Below are 19,832 nucleotides of genomic sequence, written 5' to 3'. Positions count from 1 at the left end.
GCCGGATGGATCGGCCCACCGCCACGCAACCACCGCCGCCGCCGCGCCCCGTGACCGAACGCCCCCTGGTGCTGGACCGGCCGGGCAGCTGCTATCTGGTCATGGGCGGGCCGGTCGACCTCTTCGCCCTGTCCTCGGAACGCCCGACGGCCCGCATGGCGGTCGGCCGGATCGAAAGCGGCGGCCTGCTGTTCGGTGCGGCACCGTCCCTGCTCGGGGCCGAGCATCTGATCGCGGTCGGCGACGCCGTCACGCTGATCTGGCAGATCCCCGACGCGCTCTGGCGCAACAGCGCCGGCCTGCCCGACTTCACCGCCGGCATCGCCGGCTGGCTGACCGCTCTGGGCGGCGGGCTGGGCCGGATGATCGAGCCCCGGCCGGTGCCGGATCTGGTCGCCACCGGTCAGCGGGCGACGGCTGTCCGGCTCGGTGCCGGATCGGTGATCGGCGCCACCGCCGGCATCACCTGGGTGCAGCTGCCGGCCGGGGCCTGGGCCCGGTTCTGCGGCCTGGAGCCGGTTTCGGGGCTCGTCCCCCTGCCCGCAGGCAGCTGGCTGACGCTCGACCATGCCGCGCATATCGACCTGCTGCCCTTTGCCGAGGGCCTGGCCCGGCCGGACTGGCCGGATGCGCTCGCCGCCTGGGGGGCGGCGGTGGCGGAATTGCTGCCGGTCCTGCGCGGTCTGGCCGAGGCCGACGAACTGAACCGGATCCGCGCCCGCGATCATGCGGGTGCCCAGGACCATCACCAGACCCTGGCGCGCTTCGCCGGGCTGCTCGGCAACCGGGTACCGCCGCTCGCCGAAGCCGATGGTGGCGATGGTCTGCTCGACGTGCTGCGCCTGCTCGGCCGCGAACTGGGCGTGCCGGTCCGGCGGCCGGCCACGGCCCGGCGCGCGCAGATGGACCGGCTGCCCGGGCTGGACGAGATCGCCCGCGCCTCGGGCCTGCTGCTCCGCCAGATAGAGCTGCCCGACAGGTGGTGGCGGCAGGAGGCGGGCCTGCTGCTGGCCCGCCATCAAGGCCGGCCGGTGGGGCTCGTCTGGCGCGGCGGACATTACGACATGATCGACCGCCACGGCGCCCGCCGACGGGTCACGGCTGCATCCGCCGCCGACATCGCGCCCGCGGCCTTCCAGATCTTCCGGCCCCTGCCCCGGCAGACCGGACTGGCCGCCATGATGGCCGCCGGCCTGACCAGGGCCGGGCCCGACAGTCTGGTCTTCCTGGCCGCGACGCTGATCGGCAGCCTGATCGGCCAGATCCTGCCGATCGTCACCGGCCTGGTCTTCGGGCTGCTGGTGCCGGCGGCGCTGCGCGGGGCGCTGGTCCAGATCGGGCTGCTGATGCTGCTGGTCGCCGGCGCCGGCTACCTCATCCAGGTCGCCACCGAGGCGGCGCGGGAACGGATCGCCATGCGCGGCGATGCCGGCCTGTTCGATCGTGCCTGGGCGCGGATCATCGCCCTGCCCCTGCCATTCCTGAGATCGCGCCCGGCCGCCTTCCTCGCGGCCCAGCTCGGGGCAGGGCTCGGCAGCATTTCGGGCTTCCGCCAGATGCTCTATCTGAGCGGCAGCACGCTCGGCATGCTGGTCTCGTCGCTCGCCGTCATCGCCTGGCACAGCCCGCTTCTGGCCGGGCTCGCCGCCGGTCTGGCGGGGGTGCACCTTCTGATCGGCCTTGTCGCCGGCCATGCCCAGGCGCGTGCCTATCGCAATGGCGAGGAGCTGATCGGCACCGCGGACGCCCAGCTGCTGCAGATGATCAACGCCATGGTCAAGCTGCGCAGCGCCGCGGCAGAAGACCGGGCCGTGCTGCGCTGGGCCGATCGTTTTGCCGCCATGCGCGACCGCTCGGTCCGGGCGCGGCGGATCGGCAATCTGTTCGAAAGCTGGCAGGCCGCCTTCCCGATCCTGGCCACGGCGGCGTTGTTCGCAGTGATGCAAGGGCTGGCCGAGACGACCGAGGGCGCACCGGCCCTGTCCATCGCCGCCATTGCCGCCATCGCCACCGCCTTCGGCCTGATGGCGGGCGGGCTATCGCAATTCCTGCGGGCGCTGCTGGGTGCCTGGATGATGCTGCCCGGCTGGCAGTTCGCCCGCCCGCTGCTGGAACGGGTGCCGCCGCCCTCGACGGGCCTCACCGATCCGGGGCCGCTTTCGGGCGAGATCAGCTTCGCCGCCGTCGGCTTTGCCTATGAAAGCGGGCCGCCGGTGCTGTCCGACATCTCGTTCCGGGTTACCCCCGGGCAGATGGTCGCGATCGTCGGCCCCTCGGGCAGCGGCAAATCCACCCTGGTCCGGCTGCTGCTGGGGCTGGAGGCCCCCGGGGCGGGGGCGATCTATGTCGACGGCCACGATCTCCGCACCCTGCATCCCACCGCCCTCAGGCGCCAGATCGGCACGGTGCTCCAGGACGAGGCCCTGCCTCCGGGATCGATCCTCGACATCGTCCGCGGCATCAGCGATGCCGGCCCCGACGAGGTGCGGGCCGCCCTGGCCGCCGCCGCCCTGGACCAGGATGTCGCGGCCATGCCCATGGGGCTCCACACCCTGCTGCCCGATGCGACCCGCATGCTCTCGGGCGGACAGCTTCAGCGCCTGGCATTGGCGCGTGCCCTGGTCCAGCGGCCGCCGGTCCTGGTGCTGGACGAACCCACCAGCGCCCTCGACGGCCCCACCCAGGCGCGGGTGATGCAGACCATCCAGGCCCTGCCCGCCACCCGCATCGTCATCGCCCATCGCCTGTCGACCATCCGCCAGGCCGGGCTGATCCTGGTGCTGGATGGCGGGCGGATCGTCGAGGCCGGCACGCATGACGAGCTGGTAAAGCGGAAGGGGCGGTTTGCAGGTCTGATGGCGACCGGTACGTAGACGGCCAACTCACCTCATCCATCGGATCGCGATGCCGACGGGCTCGAGTCTCTGATAAAAGCCGACGTCCTGCCCTCGGATCAGATGATCGGACAATTCAACCAGTTGCCGCCCATGCAACAGCTGTGCTGATGCCTCGATGGCCCCGGATATCACCAGCATTGCTGCCCCCCAGCCGACATGGCATGGGTGCCGTTACTGTTGCCCCCGCCAGTCGTAACTTCTCATGTAATCGAGAAATGCGCGCATGGCAGCGCTCGGGAGGCGGCGGCTGGGATAGTACAGAAACCAGTGCGGCAAAGTCAGGCTCCAATCGGAGAGAACCTCCACCAGCCGACCGCTCCGGATATGAGGTTTGGCATAATCGTCGAAGACATGTGCGAATCCTCTGCCGGCCAGCGCCGCCTGCAGCTCATTATGCGCCGAGCTGACCGTCAGGCGGCCTCTGGGTGAGATCGTCACCTCTTCATCCCCCTCGGCAAACCGCCAGGTGACGAGCGTACCGCCTGGAAACCTGCGCTTGATGCAGTCATGACTGACGAGGTCTTGCGGTGTCTGCGGCTGGCCGTGCCTTTTGATGTAGTCCGGTGACGCGACGATGGCATATCGAAGCGGGGGGCCAAACGGAAGCGCGATCATGTCCTGCGCGAGCTGCTTGCCAAACCGGACGCCGGCATCAAACCCGTGCTCCACAATGTCAATGACAGCTGCGTCGCTGATGATTTCAATCTTCACCTCACGGTGGATATCCATGAAGTCGAATGCCAGCGGACAGAGAAAATGATCGACGGCGGGGGCCGGCGCGTTGATCCGCAAGGTTCCGGAGGGGCTATCCCTCAACTCATCGACCTCTGCGATGGCGAGCCTGATCTCACTCAGTGCAGGGCTCAGACGTTCGAGGAGGCGTTGCCCTGCTTCCGTCGGAGACACGCTTCGGGTCGTCCGATTGAGGAGACGGATGCCGAGTGCCTCTTCCAGGGCGTTCATCGTTTGGCTCAAGGCCGAGGACGACACGCCTCGCTCGAGTGCTGCTGCGCGGAAGCCGCCGCAGCGGACAATCGCCACGAACACATCGAAGCTGTCCAGGCGAACCGGATCCATTGCGAAGCACTTCTTACCAAGCTTGTCAATTTTGTGCAGATTATCAGATCAATAGTCTCGTGTCATGGTTGTAGAAAAATCGGTCGGCGCGCCCTGACTGCTTCCTTTCACCGGTCGGATCGAGGCTGACGCTGAAACCCGGGCCGCTGTCGGCTTCGACGGGACTCACATCGAGCCTGCCAACCCCGCCAGTTCCGAATCTCAGGAAAGAGGAGAGATTTCATGAATCAGCCGAAGATCAACAGACGTCGTTTTCTCGGCACCATGGGGGCGGCGGCAACAGGGCTGGCCCTGGCTACCCACGCCACGGCACAGGTCCCAGGTCCGAATACGGTATCGCCAGTGTCAGGATCGATTCCCGATGTATTGACCCGCACCTTGCCGCGCACCGGCGAACGGGTCACGACCCTCGGGCTCGGCACCTTCCTGACCTTCGATCTGAAGCCGGGCGCCAGCCGCGATGGTCTCCGGCAAGTCTTCGAACGCTACATTGCAGCAGGCGGCCGCGTGGTCGACACTTCGCCGCTCTACGGCTCGGCCGAAGTCAGCGTCGGCCAGTTCATGGGCGAGCATCCGGGATCTGACGAGATCTTCCTCGCCAACAAAATCTGGGCCACCGGAGAGTATCTCGGCGATGAAAGCCACGCGGAAGAGAGCTTCCGGCAGTCGCGTCTGCGGACATGGCGCGACAGGATCAATCTTATGCAATGCCACAGCATCATCAATGCGCCAGTCATCATCCCACTCATGAAGGCCTGGAAGCAGGAGGGCCTCATACGCCATGTCGGCGTAACCCATCACGATTCGGCAGCACAGGACCAGTTGACGGCCATTGTGGAACGCGAAGATGTCGACTTCATCCAGACGAACTACTCAATCTTCAACCGCGACGCCGAACGCCGCCTGCTTCCGGCGGCCGCCAACAAGGGCGTCGGCGTGCTTATAAATCTACCGCTTGAAAAGGCGCGACTGATGAAGGTGGTCGAGGGTCAGCCGCTGCCAGGCTTCGCGCAGGAGTTTGGCGCGACGAGTTGGGCGCAGTTCTTCCTCAAATGGGTCATGGCGCATCCCGCCGTCACGAGCGTGCTGTGCGGTACGTCCAACCCCGACCACATGAGCGACAACGTCCAGGCGATGACCGGCCCGCTTCCCGACGAACGCATGCGCGCCCGCATGGTGGCACATATGGAGACGATCCCAGGCTTCGGATCTGTCGGCTCCATGCCTTGGTACCCCGGCAAGGAGAATATGTATTCAGGCCTGATCCGCGAGGCTCAGTCCAACGCCGCGCGACGCCTGCGGTGAGCGGCAGATGCCGGCGAGACACCAGAAACCGGCATCTGTCGGGATCGATCAGCCATCAGAGCCGGCTTTCCGGGTCGGCATCTACGGCAGGCCCGCCCCGTAAGAGGCCAGCCCCTCCAGACGCGAAACCTTGCCCACATAGCCCAGATCCCGCCGCGCGGCGCTGTCGTTGATCGTGAACGGGCTGCCGATCAGGCGCACCATCGTTCGGCTCAGCGGGGGATCCTGATCCGAGCGCCTGACGCGGGCGCCCAGTTCCATCATGCGCCCCATGAAGAAGGCCGCCCCATAGGGAACCGAACGAAGCGTGTCGATCGACAGCCCCTGCAGCTTCGCCAACCCGTCGATGAAGGCGCGGAAGGTCGTGTTCTCGGGATCGCGGATGAAATAGGCCCGGCCGCCCTCGCCCCGGTCGAGCGCGCAGATCAGCGCTTCGACGACATTGTCGACATGGCAGGTGGAATAGGGATAGTCGCCGCGCGCGATGAAAGCGAACCGGCCCGACCTGATCGCGTGCGGGATGTTTCGGCTGAAGGCGTCGCCCGGCCCCCAGATGCCCGGGGGACGAATGGCGATGGTGCGGAGACCGGAGCCGCTGGCTGCCAGAACGCCGGCCTCGCTGGTCGCCTTGCTGGCGATGTAGGGCGAGAAACTCTTCGAAAAGGTCGGCGCCCGCTCGTCGGCATTGCGGATCGGCGAGCCATGATCGTCCATGATGACGGCCGCCGCCGTCAGATAGATGAAGGATGACGCCCCCGCTGCCCGCGCGGCCTTCAACAGCGCTTTCGTGCCGTCGACATTGACGCGGAAGTATGGCGCGCGCGGACCGGCAAAGCGGAAGTGAGCCGCCAGATGGATGACCGCGTCGACCGGCGGCATTGCCATGTCGCCGGGATTGTTCATGTCGCCGCGAACCGGCACCGCCCCAAGCGCCCGCAGCTTGCCATCGGCCAATGGCGAGCGGGCCATGGCCAGCACCTCGTGGCCTTCCGCCATCAGCCTGGGGATAAGGCGCGCGCCGAGAAAGCCGGACCCGCCGGTCACAAAGATTTTCATGCGTCTACTCCGGTAGAGCCGGGGTGCAGATCGCCTGCACGGCGCCATCGCGCAGCCGGGCGATGGGGACGGGATCGGGAGTGCCCATATCGACGCCGGGCTGAAGCGTGGTGCCGAGGAACAGCAGCGCGGCGGAATTCGCCGAGGCCCAGATGACCTGAACGGCCGCCTCGGGCGCGATCGCCAGCCGGCCGGCAGCCTCGATCTGCGCAATGCGCTGGCGCAGCATGGCCTGTCCCTCCCGCGCTGCCGGCAGATCGGCGCCCGAGAGGAACCGCGCCATCATCGCCGCGTAAAGGCGGGGGCGCGCCGCGGCGAATCCGACATAGTTGTCCCAGCCTTCGATCAGCGCCGCGACCGGATCCGTCGACCGGATGGCCGCCCTCTTCGATGACAGGAACTGTTCGAACGCTTCGGCGATCGCCGCGCTCAACAGACCGTCGGCGCTCCGGAAATGATGATAAAGGGTGGGCGCCGTCACCTTCGCGATGTCGCAGACCGCCCGGGTCGAGAAAGCCGCCGCGCCCTCCTTCTCGATCAGCGTCAGGGCCGCCGCCACCAGTGCCGTCTTCGTATCCATATCGGGTGCCGCCCTCCTGACCGTTTTCAGACTATAGCACCGCTATAGGATCGAGTCTATAGCAGTGCTATATCGGCCTTGGGATCAGCTCTACTGGCACAAAGCGGCGACGACGGTCTTTCGCCGATGGGCCCGATGAAGCCGACGATCCCAAGCCGGTGGAACAGGTCGAAACTCAGGAGCAAGTTGTCCGGTAAGGCTGTGAGTCCTGGAAGACGAAAACCGCCGAAGCTTTCGCCCCGGCGGTTTCCCTCAGTCCAGCGATCTGTCAGAGGCCGCGGCCCCTCACTCCCACTCGATCGTTCCAGGCGGCTTCGACGTCACGTCATAGGTCACCCGGTTGATGCCCTTGACCTCGTTGATGATCCTGTGCGCCACATGGCTCAGGAAGGCGTGGTCGAAGGGGTAGCTGTCGGCGGTCATGCCGTCGGTGGAGGTGACGGCGCGCAGCGCGCAGACATTGTCGTAGGTGCGGCCGTCGCCCATCACGCCCACCGAGCGGACCGGCAGCAGCACCGCGAAGGCCTGCCAGATCGCGTCGTAAAGGCCAGCATTGCGGATCTCTTCCAGATAGATCCGGTCGGCCTTGCGCAGGATGGCGAGGCGGTCTTCGGCCACGGCGCCCAGCACGCGGATGGCGAGGCCCGGTCCCGGGAAGGGATGGCGGCCGACGAAGCCGTCGGGCAGGCCCAGTTCGCGGCCGAGGTCGCGGACCTCGTCCTTGAACAGTTCACGCAGCGGCTCGACGAGCTTCATGTTCATGCGCTCGGGCAGGCCGCCGACATTGTGATGCGACTTGATGGTCACGCTCGGGCCGCCGGTGAACGAGACCGATTCGATCACGTCGGGATAGAGCGTGCCCTGGGCCAGGAACGAGGCGCCGCCGATCTTCTTCGCTTCAGCCTCGAACACGTCGATGAAGGTCGCGCCGATGATCTTGCGCTTGCGCTCAGGATCGTCCACGCCCGCCAGCTTTTCGAGGAAGAGCGGGCCGGCATCGACATGGACCAGCGGGATGTTGAAGGCGCCGCGGAACAGGTCGACCACCTGTTCGGCCTCGCCCGAGCGCAGCAGGCCGGTGTCGACGAAGACGCAGGTCAGCTGGTCGCCGATCGCCTCGTGGATCAGCTTGGCCGCAACCGCGCTGTCGACGCCGCCCGACAGGCCGCAGATCACCCGCTCGCGGCCCACCTGCTCGCGGATGCGCGCGATCGCGCTCTCGCGGAAGGCGGCCATGGTCCAGTCGCCGGGGCAGCCGCAGATGTCGCGGACGAAATGACCGATCAGCTTCGCCCCGTCCGGGGTGTGCACCACCTCGGGGTGGAACTGCACGCCGAAGAAGCGGCGGGTATCGTCGGCGATGGCGGCGAAGGGCGCGCCGTCCGAGGTGCCGACCACGCGGAAGCCCTCGGGCAGCGCGGTCACGCGGTCGCCATGGCTCATCCACACCTGGTGGCGCTCGCCCGGCGCCCAGACGCTGTCGAACAGCGGGCAGGCATCGCGGACATCGACATAGGCGCGGCCGAACTCGCGGTGATCATCGGCTTCCACCCGGCCGCCCAGCTGATCGACCATGGTCTGCTGACCATAGCAGATGCCGAGCACCGGCACGCCCAGGCGGAAGACCACGTCCGGCGCACGCGGCGTCGCCGCCTCGGTCACCGATGCGGGGCCGCCCGACAGGATCACGCCTGCGGGTGCGAAAGCCTCGATCCACGCGGAATCGACGCTGAACGGCTTGATTTCGGAATAGACCCCCGCCTCGCGCACACGGCGCGCGATCAGCTGCGTCACCTGGCTGCCGAAGTCGAGGATCAGGATGCGGTCGGTCATCGCGCCTCCTGAGGGTCGGGGCGGTGCCGCCGGACCATCGCGCCGGCCACCGCCCGGTGGAGCGGAGAGAACCACGACCGGGCGGGTTTGGCAAGGGCGCAGACGGCGCGGGCGGCCCATGCGATCAGCCGCGGACCATCTCGCTCTCCTCGTCGCCCGCGCGATCCGTCCGCTCTGCCCGGGTAACCGCCCGGCGGGCCATGCGCGCATGCTCCCACGAGATCATGAGCACGCTGGCGAGCACCACCACAAAGCCGGCCAGATGCACCATGCGGAACGGCTCCCCCAGCAGAATGTAAGACAGCACCAGTGCCGACATCGGCATCAACGCCATGAACCCCGCCGCCACGGCCCCCTGCACCCGGGCGAGCCCGGCATACCAGAGCCAGTTGCCCATGGCGAGGGTGCCGGCGCCGTACCAGACGGCCGCCGCCCAGGCCTCGCCACCCACCGCGCGCGGGGTGAAATCGGGCAGCTGCCAGAGCGCCAGCGGCAGGAAGACGATCAGCGCCATCCAGGCAGACAGGGCCGCGACGAGCACCGGATCCACCCGCTGCGCCGCCAGCTTGCCGAGCAGGGTATAGGCGACCTGGCAGCACACGGCGGCGAAGACCAGCAGCATGCCGATCCAGCCCGGCCCGCCGCTACCGCCACTACCGCCATTGCCGCCCTGGCCGCCGCCACCGGCCCCCTCGCCCGCAACGCCGCCGGCGCCCAGCTGCAGCACCAGGACACCCGCCACCGCCAGCGCCACGGCAACCACCGTCCGCCAGCTCACCCGATCCTTCAGCACCAGAACCGAGGCGAGCGCCGTCACCGCGGGCGTGGTGCTCATCACCACCGAGCCTTCGATGCCCGAGACCATCTGCATGCCGTAGAGCATGAAGACGGTAAAGCCGACCATGCCGAAGGCGGAAATGAAGACGATCAGCCACCAGCTCCGCCGGTCGATCGCGGCCAGCGCCTTGCGCCGCCGGATGATCACCGGCAACAGCAGCAGGGCGCCGATCACCGCCCGCAAGCTGCCGGCCACGAAGACCGGCATCGCCGCGGTCACGATCCGGGCGACCGGCGTCGCCGAGCCGAACAGGACCATCGCCAGGGCGAGTTCCGCCAGGGCACGCCGCGTGCTGCCCGATGCCTGGTCACCCTGCTGATCGGCGGCGCGCACGGCCGCCTTCCGGCCGGTTACCTCCGTCATAAGACCTCCTCGATTGCCGATACCGGGAGTGGTATCGGGTCGGGAGCAACGAACAGCGAAACCGAGTGTTCCTTGCGGTCGATCGACTACGGTCGTGCCCGCTCAGGCTGCCCCGGCGGCGGCGGTCGGGGTGCCGAGGAAGCCTGCGAGCACGGCGTTGAAAACCTCCGGCGCCTCGATGAACGGGAAATGCGCGCCGCCATCGGCTTCGTCGAGGATCACCAGTTCGGCCTCCGGCAACCGGTCGCGGATCCAGATCTGCGAGCGGATGTCGACATGGCTGACCCGGCCGCCGATCACCAGCACCGGCATGTCGAACCGCGCGAACACATCGCGCCAGTCGATCGAACAATGATCCGCGAACAGCGCGGCGATGGTCCGGGCCTCGGGGCGAAGGTTCTCGTCCAGCAGGAAGCGCCGCAGCTCCGACGGGATGCCCGGAGTGATCATGCCGTCGAGAAAAGCCTCCCGCGCCGCCGCACTGTCGGGCCCCGCCAGCTGGCTCGCGATGCCGATCATGGTCGCGGCATCGAACAGGGCGCCGGCATCGGCCGCCTCGTCGTCGGTCATGCCGGCCTGACGCATCACCGAGGCGGGCTCGTCGACGAAGACGCAGCGGTCGATCCGCCCGCTGCCGAAAAGATCGACATAGGCCCAGAGCACCGACGCCCCCATCGACCAGCCCAGAACAGTTGCCCGCCGGATGTCTTCCCGCTCGATCAGCTCGGCCAGATCGGCCGCAAAACGGTAGATGCGATGACCGTGGGCGCAGTCGGGGGATGTGCCATGCCCACGGAAATCGGGTGCGATCACCCGCCGGATCCCGGCGAACTCCGCAATCTGATGCCGGAACATCGCCGCCGACTGCGCCCAGCCATGCAGCAGGATCAGCACCTCGCCGGCCCCCTCGTCGACATAGCGGATGGTGGCGCCATCGGATGTGAGCATGGATTTGTGCATGGACATTTCCTCCCGCCTCCCTGCGGCCCGTTGAGTGGGCCTGGTTGTCATCAGGGCATGTCCGATTGTACGAGCGCGACCCTCACTGTTCCACGACGCACAGGATTTCATGCCGCCCATCAGGCAGGCGCCGGCGGATCAGGCGGTCGGCGAGGCGTGTCATCAGCGCCAGCACGACGCCGTTCATCACCCCGTCTTCGTCGACATGATCCTCGAGGCTCGGCTGTGGTCCGGGTTCGAGCGCCGTTCCCGTCCAGCTCAGCGACACTTCCAGGCGGTATTCATCCATGCGCGTGGTTACCGCGACCGGGCTTGCGCCGGCGAGCGCCGGGGCTGCATGGCTGAATTCGTCGGCCAGCTGGACGAGCCGCAGCATGGCATCGGCGCGCACGCCGCCGGCCTCGCCGCTTTCGCGCAGAAAATCACGCAGCGGCGCGAAGCCGTCGGCGGGCCGCCAGGCGAATTGCCGGGTCGTCCGGCTGCCGATCCGGAAGGCCGCGTTCAGCAGCAGGGCCGTCAGCAGCCCCAGAACCAGGGACGAGGTCACCACCGGCCGCAGCAGGTCGGGCAGGTTGTCCGCATAAAAGGCGGGCATCTGGTCGAACGAGACCCAGAGCAGCAGCCCGAGCCCGATGACGATCGTCCGGCGGGCATCCAGCATGCGCTGGCCGAGAATGGAGATTCCGGCCAGCACCACGAAACAGGATGCAAAGAGCAGCGCTGCGCCAAGCACGCCCTGCGGAATGGCCAGGACGAAGGTCGCCGAGCCGGGCAGGAAGGCGAGCACGACCCACCCGGCCCCCGCGACCAGCGCAACCCGTCGTGCCCGGATGCCGGTCACGACAGAAAGGCCGACACTGGCCGAATAGGTGTTGATGCCCATGGTGCCGATCACCCCGGCGAAGACGCTGCCGATGCCGTCGGCGAGCACGCCCGCCTCGATGTTCGGATAGTCCGGGCGCCTCCAGTCCCGATCTCCGGCCTTCTGACTGGCCACGACGTCGCCGAAGGCCCTGAGCGTGCAGGCGAGCGCCCCGACCAGGAAGCCAGGCAGGGCCGTGGCCTCGAAGGTGGGCACGATCAGCGGCCATTCGATCACTTCCAGCGGCGCCGCCCCGTCTGCAAAGGGCAGCCCCATAGTCAGGCTGGCGCCGAAATAGGCGATCGTCCCCAGCCCCATGCCGATCAGCACCGCCAGATTGCGGATACGCGCCCCGCCCCAGACCGACAGGCCCAGCATGACCGCAAGCGCCAGGATCGCCGTCCCCGTACCGCGCGTTTCGAGCGGCTGCGGCTGCCCGATCCCCGTGATCAGCCTGAAGGCCACGATCCCCAGAATGATGCCGATCATGAAAACGACCAGGCCCACGATCTCGATCGAGAGATAGGGCCGCAAGCGGCCGATCAGTCGGCTGAGCACGATCTGCGAGAGGCCGGCCGCGATGGTGAGCCCGGCCACCGCCTCAAGTCCGCCGGTCCGGGCCACCTGAAGCGCGGGCGGCAGATAGGCGGCGGCAAACACCGCCGGCAGAAGGAAACCGCTGCCGATCCTGACGCGCCCGAAAAGCCGTCCGCCCCAGGCCTGGATCAGCGTGCCCACCCCCATCGCCAGCATGGACAGCTGCATGTAGTGGCCCTGCATCGAGGCATCGGCCCCTGCCGCGCGGGCGATCAGCAGCGGGAAAACCAGCGTGACCGCCATCAGCCCCATATGCTGGGCAGCGGCCGCCAGAACCACCGGCAGGGGCGGATGGGACAGCCGGTCATAGACCATGGGGACAGCCCTCCGCCGCGCCGGCCTGCCATTTCTGCGCCTGCCTCTCAATTGCAGCCGCCTGCCATCGGCTGCTCCGGCCCGATCTGCCCATCCACACTGCCTGATCCCCCATCATCATGTCGGATCAGCAAACCGGGTGCGATGGCGATTGGCAAGCGCGCCCTGCATGCGGAGCAATGGATGTCGACAAGGACCGGCGGTCAGTCCTCCTCCTTGTCGCTCCCCGGAATGAGCTTCGAGACGATCCTGACCAGGGTGACGATGATCACCCCGAGCCCCACGCCCACCGCCACCAGACGCATCTGCCCCGCGCCCGAAGCTATGCCGATGGCTGCAGCAAGCCAGATGTTGGCAGCCGATGTCAGGTTATGGACGGCGGACTTCGAGACAAAAATCGCCCCGGCGGCGACAAAGCCGATCGCCTGGGCCAGGCCCTGGACCACGCGCAGCGGATCCAGATCGGGCTGCCCCGAGGCCCGCAGATCATCGTAGAGAATCAGCGCCGACACCGTAATCAGCGCCGAACTCATCGCCACCAGCGCATGGGTACGGATGCCGGCCGAAATCCCGCGCAATTCGCGGTCGAGGCCCAGCAGCAGACCGGCGGCAGTGGCGATGCCGAGGCGGAGGATGATTTCTGAGGTGTCCATGACGACGGCGTTGGCAGGCGGCCGGATAGCGGACCGCTTCACAGATCCTGGAATGTCCGGGCCGGCCGCCGTCACCTGCGGATCATGTGGCAGCAGAATCCGACCCTGTCTCCACCACAAAACCCGCCACCCGCGCACTTGTTCCCACATCATCGAGCACGGCTGCGCCGGCGCCCGGCCTGATCGAGACGATCCGGCATGCCCGGCCTTCGTCTTCGGGACGGACAACCGCGGTGACGCCTTCCGACACCAACACCTGCTGCCGATCAGGCGTCAGCCCTTCCCGCGGCCGCAGGACGCGAAAGATGCGCGGGGATGGCGGAGGATCAGTCCGCGCCGACAGAAAGCAGATCTGGGCACCGTCGCTCCAGGATGCATCGCGGGTGATGATCTCGGCAACGACATCGGCATCGGTGGTCGACCGGCACACTGGCCTTGGCAGACCACGCAGCCGATCGACCAGTCGCTGAAACCGGCCTTCCGGAATTGCAGCCGCAAGATCACCACCCGGCAGTTGCACCCAGCCGTGCCCCGATGGTGACGGATCCTGCCATCCGATCAACGTCACCCGCGCACGGCGAACCAGCCCTTCCGCAAACACCCCGGCCACGATCGCCGGAAGACCGGCATCCGGCGGCGGTGGATCAATCTGCCATTGCAGCCAGTGGCCATCTCCGGCCGCAAGCTGCCGGATGGAGACGGAGACGATCCGGGCCATCTCCAGCACTGCCTCTCAAGCCACGACTACCTATAGTTTCTCAGAGGCGCGGCTCTCCCCGGGGTCACCTTATCATGGCAAAAATGGGCTGACCAGGCGCTCAGCCGCCCGCCGTATCCCCCTGCACCGCCTCGGTCGGCGCCGGGTCGGCGATGCGTTCGAAGGCGACGGCATAGAAGCCGTCGGTGCCGTGGGTGGCGGGGTCGAGCGCGAGATCGGGGCCGTCGAGCTTCAGCGCGGCGGCCAGATCGCCTGGCAGGATCTCGCGGGCGTCGAGCCGGCGGAATTCGCTGCCATGGCTGGCGAGGAAGGCCTCGGCGCGCGCCTCGTTCTCTTCGGGCAGCAGCGAGCAGGTGGCATAGACGATCCGCCCGCCGGTCTTCACCAGCCGGGCGGCACTTTCCAGGATGCGGCCCTGCAGCTCGGTCAGCTCGGCGATGGTTTCCTCGGTCAGCTTCCACTTGGCATCGGGCGCGCGGCGCCAGGTGCCGGAGCCGGTGCAGGGGGCATCGACCAGCACCCGGTCGAACTTCAGCTTATGGCGACGGACCCACGGGTCGCGCTCGTGCTTCAGGGCGCGGCGCTCGATATTGTGCACGCCGGCACGGCGCATGCGCTCGGACATCCGCTCCAGCCGCGCTTCCGAGATGTCGAGCGCCATGATCCGGCCCTTATTGGCCATGGTGGCGGCCATGGCCAGCGTCTTGCCGCCGGCACCGGCGCAGAAATCGGCGACCTGATCGCCCGGCTTCGCATCGACCAGCAGGGCCACCAGCTGCGAGCCCTCGTCCTGAACTTCGGCCAGGCCGTTGCTGAACGCGCGGGTGTGGAAGATCGGCATGCGCCGGGCGAGCCTGAGGCCCATGGGCGAGAACGGGGTCGGCTCGGACTCGACGCCTTCACGTGCCAGCTGCTTCGCCACTTCGTCACGATCGGCCTTGATGCCGTTGGCGCGCAGATCGACCGGTGCAGGCGTGTTCATCGCCTCGCCCAACGCTTCCAGCCGGTCGCCGAACCGGGCCATCAGCCGGTCGGCAGCGATGCCCGGCAGGTTCAGGCGCACGGCGCGGGGCTGGCCTTCCACCGCCAGATCCTGGCCATGGAGCATCTGCACAGCCATCTGTTCGATGTCCGACAGTTTCGAGGGGCCGTGGGTCGAGCCGTCGAACAGGGTCGGCATCTCGTTGCCGGTGCGGTGGTCGATCAGCATCAGCGCCACGATCACCAGGCTGCGCGCCCGCGCCGGCAGGCCGACGCGCGCCGCCCACCATTCCAGCCGCTGCTTTTCGCGCAGCGAGGCATAAACCGCCTCGACGATCCAGCCGCGATCCTTGGAGCCGACATAACGCCGGCCGCGCAGCCAGTGGGCGATGACCTGATCGGCAGGACGGGTTTCGCGCAAAACGGTGTCCAGAAGCTCGATCGCGGCATCGACACGGGCGGCGGGGGTCATGGGGCTCTGGCTCCTGAACGGATGACGGCGGGACGATGACAGGCAGGGAATGAATGACCGATCGGGGCGCGCGACCATCGGCCGCCCGCCCCGATTGGAAAAGTCGTCAGTCGGGTGACCGGATAACGTCAGCCCTGGCGATAGTTCGGCGCCTCGCGGGTGACGGTCACGTCATGGACATGGCTTTCGCGCAGGCCAGCGCCGCTGATCCGGACGAAATTCGCCCGCTCCTGCAGATCGGTGATGGTCGGGCTGCCGGTATAGCCCAGCGCCGCGCGCAGACCGCCGACCAACTGGTGAACGACGCCGGCGACCGGGCCCTTATAGGGGACCATGCCTTCCACGCCTTCCGGCACCAGCTTCAGCGTGTCCTTGATTTCCTGCTGGAAATAGCGGTCGGCCGAGCCGCGGGCCATGGCACCAACCGAGCCCATGCCGCGATAGGATTTGTACGACCGGCCCTGATAGAGCACCACCTCGCCCGGCGCCTCGTCGGTACCGGCCAGCAGCGAGCCCATCATGGCCGCATTGGCACCGGCGGCCAGCGCCTTGGCCAGATCGCCCGAGAACTTGATGCCGCCATCGGCGATCACCGGCACGTCGCGCTTCTTCGCCACCTCGGCGCAATCCATGATCGCGGTCAGCTGCGGCACGCCCACGCCCGCCACCACACGGGTGGTGCAGATCGACCCGGGGCCGATGCCGACCTTCACCGCATCGGCACCGGCGGCAATCAGCGCCTCGGCGGCCGCGGCAGTGGCGATATTGCCGGCGACGACGTCGAAATCGCCCTTCATCTGACGGATGCGCTTCACCGCCTCGACCACGCCACGGCTGTGGCCATGGGCGGTATCGACCACCAGCAGGTCGACGCCGGCGGCAATCAGCGCCTCGGCGCGGCCGACGCCGTCGGGGCCCACACCCACCGCCGCACCGACGCGCAGCCGGCCCTGATCATCCTTGCAGGCATTCGGGAAAGCCTGGGCCTTCTCGATGTCCTTCACCGTCATCAGGCCGACGCAGCGATACTGGTCGTCGACGACGATCAGCTTCTCGATCCGGTAACGGTGCAGCAGGCGCTTGGCCTCGTCGCGGGTCACGTTCTCGGTGACCGTGACCAGGTTCTCGCGGGTCATCAGCTCGTGCACCGGCTGGCGCGGATCGGTCGCAAAACGTACATCGCGGTTGGTCAGAATGCCGACCAGCTTGCCCGAAGCCTCGGTGACCGGGATGCCGCTGATCTTGTGGCGGGTCATCAGCTCGTGGGCATCGGCCAGGCGCGCATCCGGGCGGATGGTCACCGGGTTGACGACGATGCCGGCCTCGAACTTCTTGACCTTGGCCACCTCGCCCGCCTGGGCATCGACGTCGAGGTTCTTGTGGATGACCCCCAGGCCGCCCAGCTGCGCCATGGCGATCGCAAGGCCGCTCTCGGTGACGGTGTCCATGGCCGCCGAAACCAGCGGGATGCCCAGTTCAATGTTGCGGGTCAGGCGGGTCGCCGTCTGCACCTGAGCGGGCAGCACGTCCGATTCGCCCGGAACGAGCAGGACGTCGTCAAAGGTGAGGGCTTCACGAATGGTCATCGGTTTCCAGCCTCGCGTTCTCGGCCGTGGGCGCCCGGCCGGCATACGCGCGCCGACCCGGCGGGTACGCGGAAAACCCGGATCGATCAGGCCGGGCAGACCGTGATCGGGCCGAGTGTGGCGGGGTGAACAGCGCGTACCGTGTATGGGCGCGCAATATACACCGATGCGGCCGCGCTTGAAGCCGGTTTCTGTTCCGCCGGACGCAGGGCCGCCCTTCGTGCGGCGCATGCGCCCGGAACGAACGTTTCAGTCCTCGGCGGCACCTCCGCCCTGGCGCGCCCGCTCGGCCGCGGCGACCTCGGGCCGGAAACCCTGAGCGATCACATACATCTCGGAACTTTCCGGCCGGCTGGCCGCCGGCTTCATGTGCTTCACCGTGCGGAACAGCCGCTGCATGCGCTTCACCAGCTCCCCCTCGGCACCGCCACGGAAGACCTTGGCGACGAAGGCGCCGTCTTCCGCCAGCACCTCGGCGGCGAAATCCAGCGCGATCTCCAGCAGATGCATGATCCGCAGATGATCGACCTGCGGATGGCCGCTGGTCTGGGGCGCCATGTCCGACAGCACCAGATCGGCCGGCCCGCCCAGCGCCTGTTTCAGAAGGTCCGGGGCGGCATCGTCCAGGAAGTCGAGCTGGATCAGCGTCGCATGCTCGATCGGCTCCACCGGCAGCAGGTCGATGCCCACAACCCGGCCACCGCCCGCGCGGCCCGCCTTCGTCCGATCCACGGCGATCTGGGTCCAGCCGCCGGGGGCGGCGCCCAGATCCACGACCCGCTGCCCCGGCTTCAGCAGCCCGTATTTCTCGTCCAGCTGCAGGATCTTGAAGGCCGCGCGCGAGCGGTATCCCTCGCGCTTCGCCGCCACGACATAGGGGTCGTTCAGCTGCCGCTCCAGCCAGCGGGTGGACGAGGCCGACCGCCGACCGGCCGTGCGGACCCGCTGCTTGACCATGCGCTGGCCGGCGATCGGATCGCCGCCGCCGCCACTGCGTCCGGCCCGGCCGGTACCACCGCGTCCCGATCCGTTACGGCCGCCGCGGCCGCCATTGCCCGTCGTCATGGGGATGGATCTCCCGTTATGCCTTGCCAGGGGGCCGCCGATATCCGGTTCAGCGGCCATGCCGCCCGCCACGCCGCCCCGGCCGGCGGCGGCTGGCCCGATGGGCCGCGATCATCTCGTAGAGCATGCCTTCGCGCAGGCCCCGATCGGCGACGGTGAGCGACGCCACCGGGAAGGCATCACAGACGCCTTCCAGGATCGCCGCCCCGGGCACCACCAGATCGGCGCGCGAGCGCCCGACGCAAGGATGCCGCCCGCGATCACTCAGGTCCATGGCCCTCAACCGCTCGGCCGTCTCCCGCATCGCCGCCACCGCCACCTCGCGACCGTCCACCTGGTCGCGATCATAGCTCGCCAGATCGAAATGCACGCCGGCAAGTGTGGTCAACGTGCCGCTGGTGCCCACCAGCTGCACGGCGCCATCGGCGATATGACGGTCCAGTTCGACCCGCGCCACCAGCTCGGCCAGCCGGCCCGACACCTCGGCGCGCATCGCCCGATAGGTGTCGGGCGGTACGTCACCGCCGCCGAAACGATCGGCCATGGTCACCACACCCAGCGCCAGCGACACCCAGTCCACCCGACGCAGCCCGCCGGGGGCCTCGGGATCGGGGGCGATCACCGTCAGTTCGGTAGAGCCGCCGCCGATATCGACCACGATCACCCGCCGGGCACCGCGATCGATCAGCGGTGCGCAGCCGATCACCGCCAGCCGGGCTTCCTCGTCGGCGGGAATGATCTCGAGGTCGAGCCCCGCCTCGTCGCGCACCCGCGCCCGGAATTCCGTGGCATTGCCGGCCCGGCGGCAGGCCTCGGTGGCGACCAGCCGCACGCCGGCCAGCGGCCAGCGGCGCAGCTTGGCGGCACAGACCTTGAGCGCACGAAGCGTCCGGTCCATCGCTGCCTCCAGCAGCACCCCGCCCGCCTCGACGCCCTCGCCCAGCCGGGTAATGCGCGAGAAGCTGTCCAGCACGACGAAATCCTCGCCGGACGGCCGCGCGATCAGCAGGCGGCAGTTGTTGGTGCCAAGATCCAGGGCCGCAAAGGGCGGCACCGTCGGTCGCGCCGCCGGATGTCCGCGGTCGTCCCGGGGATCGAGTGCCCGAGACGGCGCTGCCCGAGACGGCGCTGCCTGAGACGATGCCTTCTGGCCGTCGGGCCGCGCTGCCTTTTGCGAGGATGGCATGGCAGGTTTCGGGCGCGGCCGTGCCGGCTGCGCCGCCGGGGCGGCAGACGGCAGGGACACGGCAGGCGGCGGCGCAGCCGGCGGGGGAGGCGGAGGCACAGACGCCGGGGTGCCGGCTGCTGCTGCCTTCCGCCGGCCGCGACGCGCCCGCCTCCGCCGCCGCGACTGTCGCGCGGCACGGTCGTCAGGTGTCTCGGTCACTGCTCTTCCCGTCCGCGGAAACCGGATCCCGGCTCCGCGTCGTTGACTTGAAAGAAATATCTCGCCGATCCGTCATGAACCGGCCGTCCCTGCCGTTCTACCGCCTTTCCATCCGCTTTGAAAGCGCCGCCATGGGGCCGGCGCCGGCCACGGCGTGGTTTCAGGCCCGGGCAAAAAAATGCGCGAAGCCCGCTTGACATCACGAAGCCGTCTTATTAGGTTCCCCAACACGACGAGGGCGGCACAAAACACTGCCCGGCGGACGCGAAAGCGACACCGCAATCCTG

At 68.2% G+C, this 19,832-nt stretch carries 16 protein-coding genes; 3 read left to right on the top strand and 13 right to left on the bottom strand.

Translation table 11 applies throughout. The annotated features are described in order from the left end of the window. Positions 1–5 precede the first annotated feature (5 nt). Positions 6–2,873, top strand: coding sequence for an ATP-binding cassette domain-containing protein (locus TMO_RS07300; RefSeq protein ID WP_014744968.1), 2,868 nt, complete (start codon positions 6–8; stop codon positions 2,871–2,873). Positions 2,874–3,068: 195 nt separating this feature from the next. Here TMO_RS07300 and TMO_RS07295 read toward each other — a convergent pair whose 3' ends face one another. Beyond that, complete coding sequence (locus TMO_RS07295) at positions 3,069–3,974, bottom strand: LysR family transcriptional regulator (protein WP_014744967.1); 906 nt, start codon at positions 3,972–3,974, stop codon at positions 3,069–3,071. A gap of 222 nt (positions 3,975–4,196) precedes the next feature. On the opposite strand from TMO_RS07295, the gene TMO_RS07290 reads away from it, so the two are divergent. Beyond that, on the top strand, positions 4,197–5,279 hold the full coding sequence (locus TMO_RS07290) for an aldo/keto reductase (RefSeq protein ID WP_014744966.1): 1,083 nt from the start codon (positions 4,197–4,199) through the stop codon (positions 5,277–5,279). 81 nt (positions 5,280–5,360) lie between these two features. Here the strand turns inward: TMO_RS07290 and TMO_RS07285 are convergent, their stop codons facing one another. The 12 genes from TMO_RS07285 to TMO_RS07230 all read right to left on the bottom strand — a co-directional run bounded on the left by TMO_RS07285 (position 5,361) and on the right by TMO_RS07230 (position 19,212). After that, positions 5,361–6,335, bottom strand: a complete 975-nt coding sequence (locus TMO_RS07285) for an NAD-dependent epimerase/dehydratase family protein (RefSeq protein ID WP_014744965.1) — start codon at positions 6,333–6,335, stop codon at positions 5,361–5,363. Between the two features lie 4 nt (positions 6,336–6,339). Then, a complete protein-coding gene (locus tag TMO_RS07280) occupies positions 6,340–6,915 on the bottom strand; it encodes a TetR/AcrR family transcriptional regulator (RefSeq protein WP_014744964.1) in 576 nt (191 codons plus the stop codon). Between the two features lie 285 nt (positions 6,916–7,200). Continuing rightward, positions 7,201–8,748, bottom strand: a complete 1,548-nt coding sequence (gene guaA / locus TMO_RS07275) for a glutamine-hydrolyzing GMP synthase (RefSeq protein ID WP_014744963.1) — start codon at positions 8,746–8,748, stop codon at positions 7,201–7,203. A gap of 124 nt (positions 8,749–8,872) precedes the next feature. Beyond that, positions 8,873–9,949, bottom strand: coding sequence for a DMT family transporter (locus TMO_RS07270; protein WP_014744962.1), 1,077 nt, complete (start codon positions 9,947–9,949; stop codon positions 8,873–8,875). Positions 9,950–10,051: 102 nt separating this feature from the next. Continuing rightward, complete coding sequence (locus tag TMO_RS07265; protein ID WP_014744961.1) at positions 10,052–10,909, bottom strand: alpha/beta fold hydrolase; 858 nt, start codon at positions 10,907–10,909, stop codon at positions 10,052–10,054. 82 nt (positions 10,910–10,991) lie between these two features. Further along, entirely contained in the window at positions 10,992–12,683 is a 1,692-nt protein-coding gene (locus TMO_RS07260; protein WP_014744960.1) for a uracil-xanthine permease family protein, read from the bottom strand. Positions 12,684–12,886: 203 nt separating this feature from the next. Next, the gene (locus tag TMO_RS07255; RefSeq protein ID WP_228382279.1) at positions 12,887–13,411 is read right to left on the bottom strand and encodes an MgtC/SapB family protein; all 525 of its coding nucleotides are present in this window, start codon (positions 13,409–13,411) and stop codon (positions 12,887–12,889) included. 7 nt (positions 13,412–13,418) lie between these two features. Next, on the bottom strand, positions 13,419–14,054 hold the full coding sequence (locus TMO_RS07250; protein ID WP_145978089.1) for a hypothetical protein: 636 nt from the start codon (positions 14,052–14,054) through the stop codon (positions 13,419–13,421). A gap of 100 nt (positions 14,055–14,154) precedes the next feature. Further along, positions 14,155–15,507 (bottom strand): RsmB/NOP family class I SAM-dependent RNA methyltransferase, encoded by a 1,353-nt coding sequence (locus TMO_RS07245; protein WP_014744957.1) that lies wholly within the window; start codon positions 15,505–15,507, stop codon positions 14,155–14,157. A gap of 128 nt (positions 15,508–15,635) precedes the next feature. After that, positions 15,636–17,093 (bottom strand): IMP dehydrogenase, encoded by a 1,458-nt coding sequence (gene guaB / locus TMO_RS07240; protein ID WP_014744956.1) that lies wholly within the window; start codon positions 17,091–17,093, stop codon positions 15,636–15,638. A 249-nt stretch (positions 17,094–17,342) separates the two neighbouring features. Further along, positions 17,343–18,158 (bottom strand): RlmE family RNA methyltransferase, encoded by an 816-nt coding sequence (locus TMO_RS07235; protein WP_014744955.1) that lies wholly within the window; start codon positions 18,156–18,158, stop codon positions 17,343–17,345. Positions 18,159–18,207: 49 nt separating this feature from the next. Continuing rightward, the gene (locus TMO_RS07230) at positions 18,208–19,212 is read right to left on the bottom strand and encodes a Ppx/GppA phosphatase family protein (RefSeq protein ID WP_014744954.1); all 1,005 of its coding nucleotides are present in this window, start codon (positions 19,210–19,212) and stop codon (positions 18,208–18,210) included. A 44-nt stretch (positions 19,213–19,256) separates the two neighbouring features. Here TMO_RS07230 and TMO_RS31625 point away from each other — a divergent pair, with 44 nt between their 5' ends. After that, positions 19,257–19,742 carry a hypothetical protein gene (locus tag TMO_RS31625; protein ID WP_187297843.1) on the top strand — a complete coding sequence of 162 codons (486 nt, stop codon included), beginning with the start codon at positions 19,257–19,259 and terminating at the stop codon, positions 19,740–19,742. Positions 19,743–19,832: the final 90 nt, after the last annotated feature.

Source organism: Tistrella mobilis KA081020-065 (assembly GCF_000264455.2).
GTDB lineage: Bacteria > Pseudomonadota > Alphaproteobacteria > Tistrellales > Tistrellaceae > Tistrella > Tistrella mobilis.
Note: the sequence above shows the minus strand (reverse complement) of the source record. Positions and strands in the feature narration are given on the sequence as shown.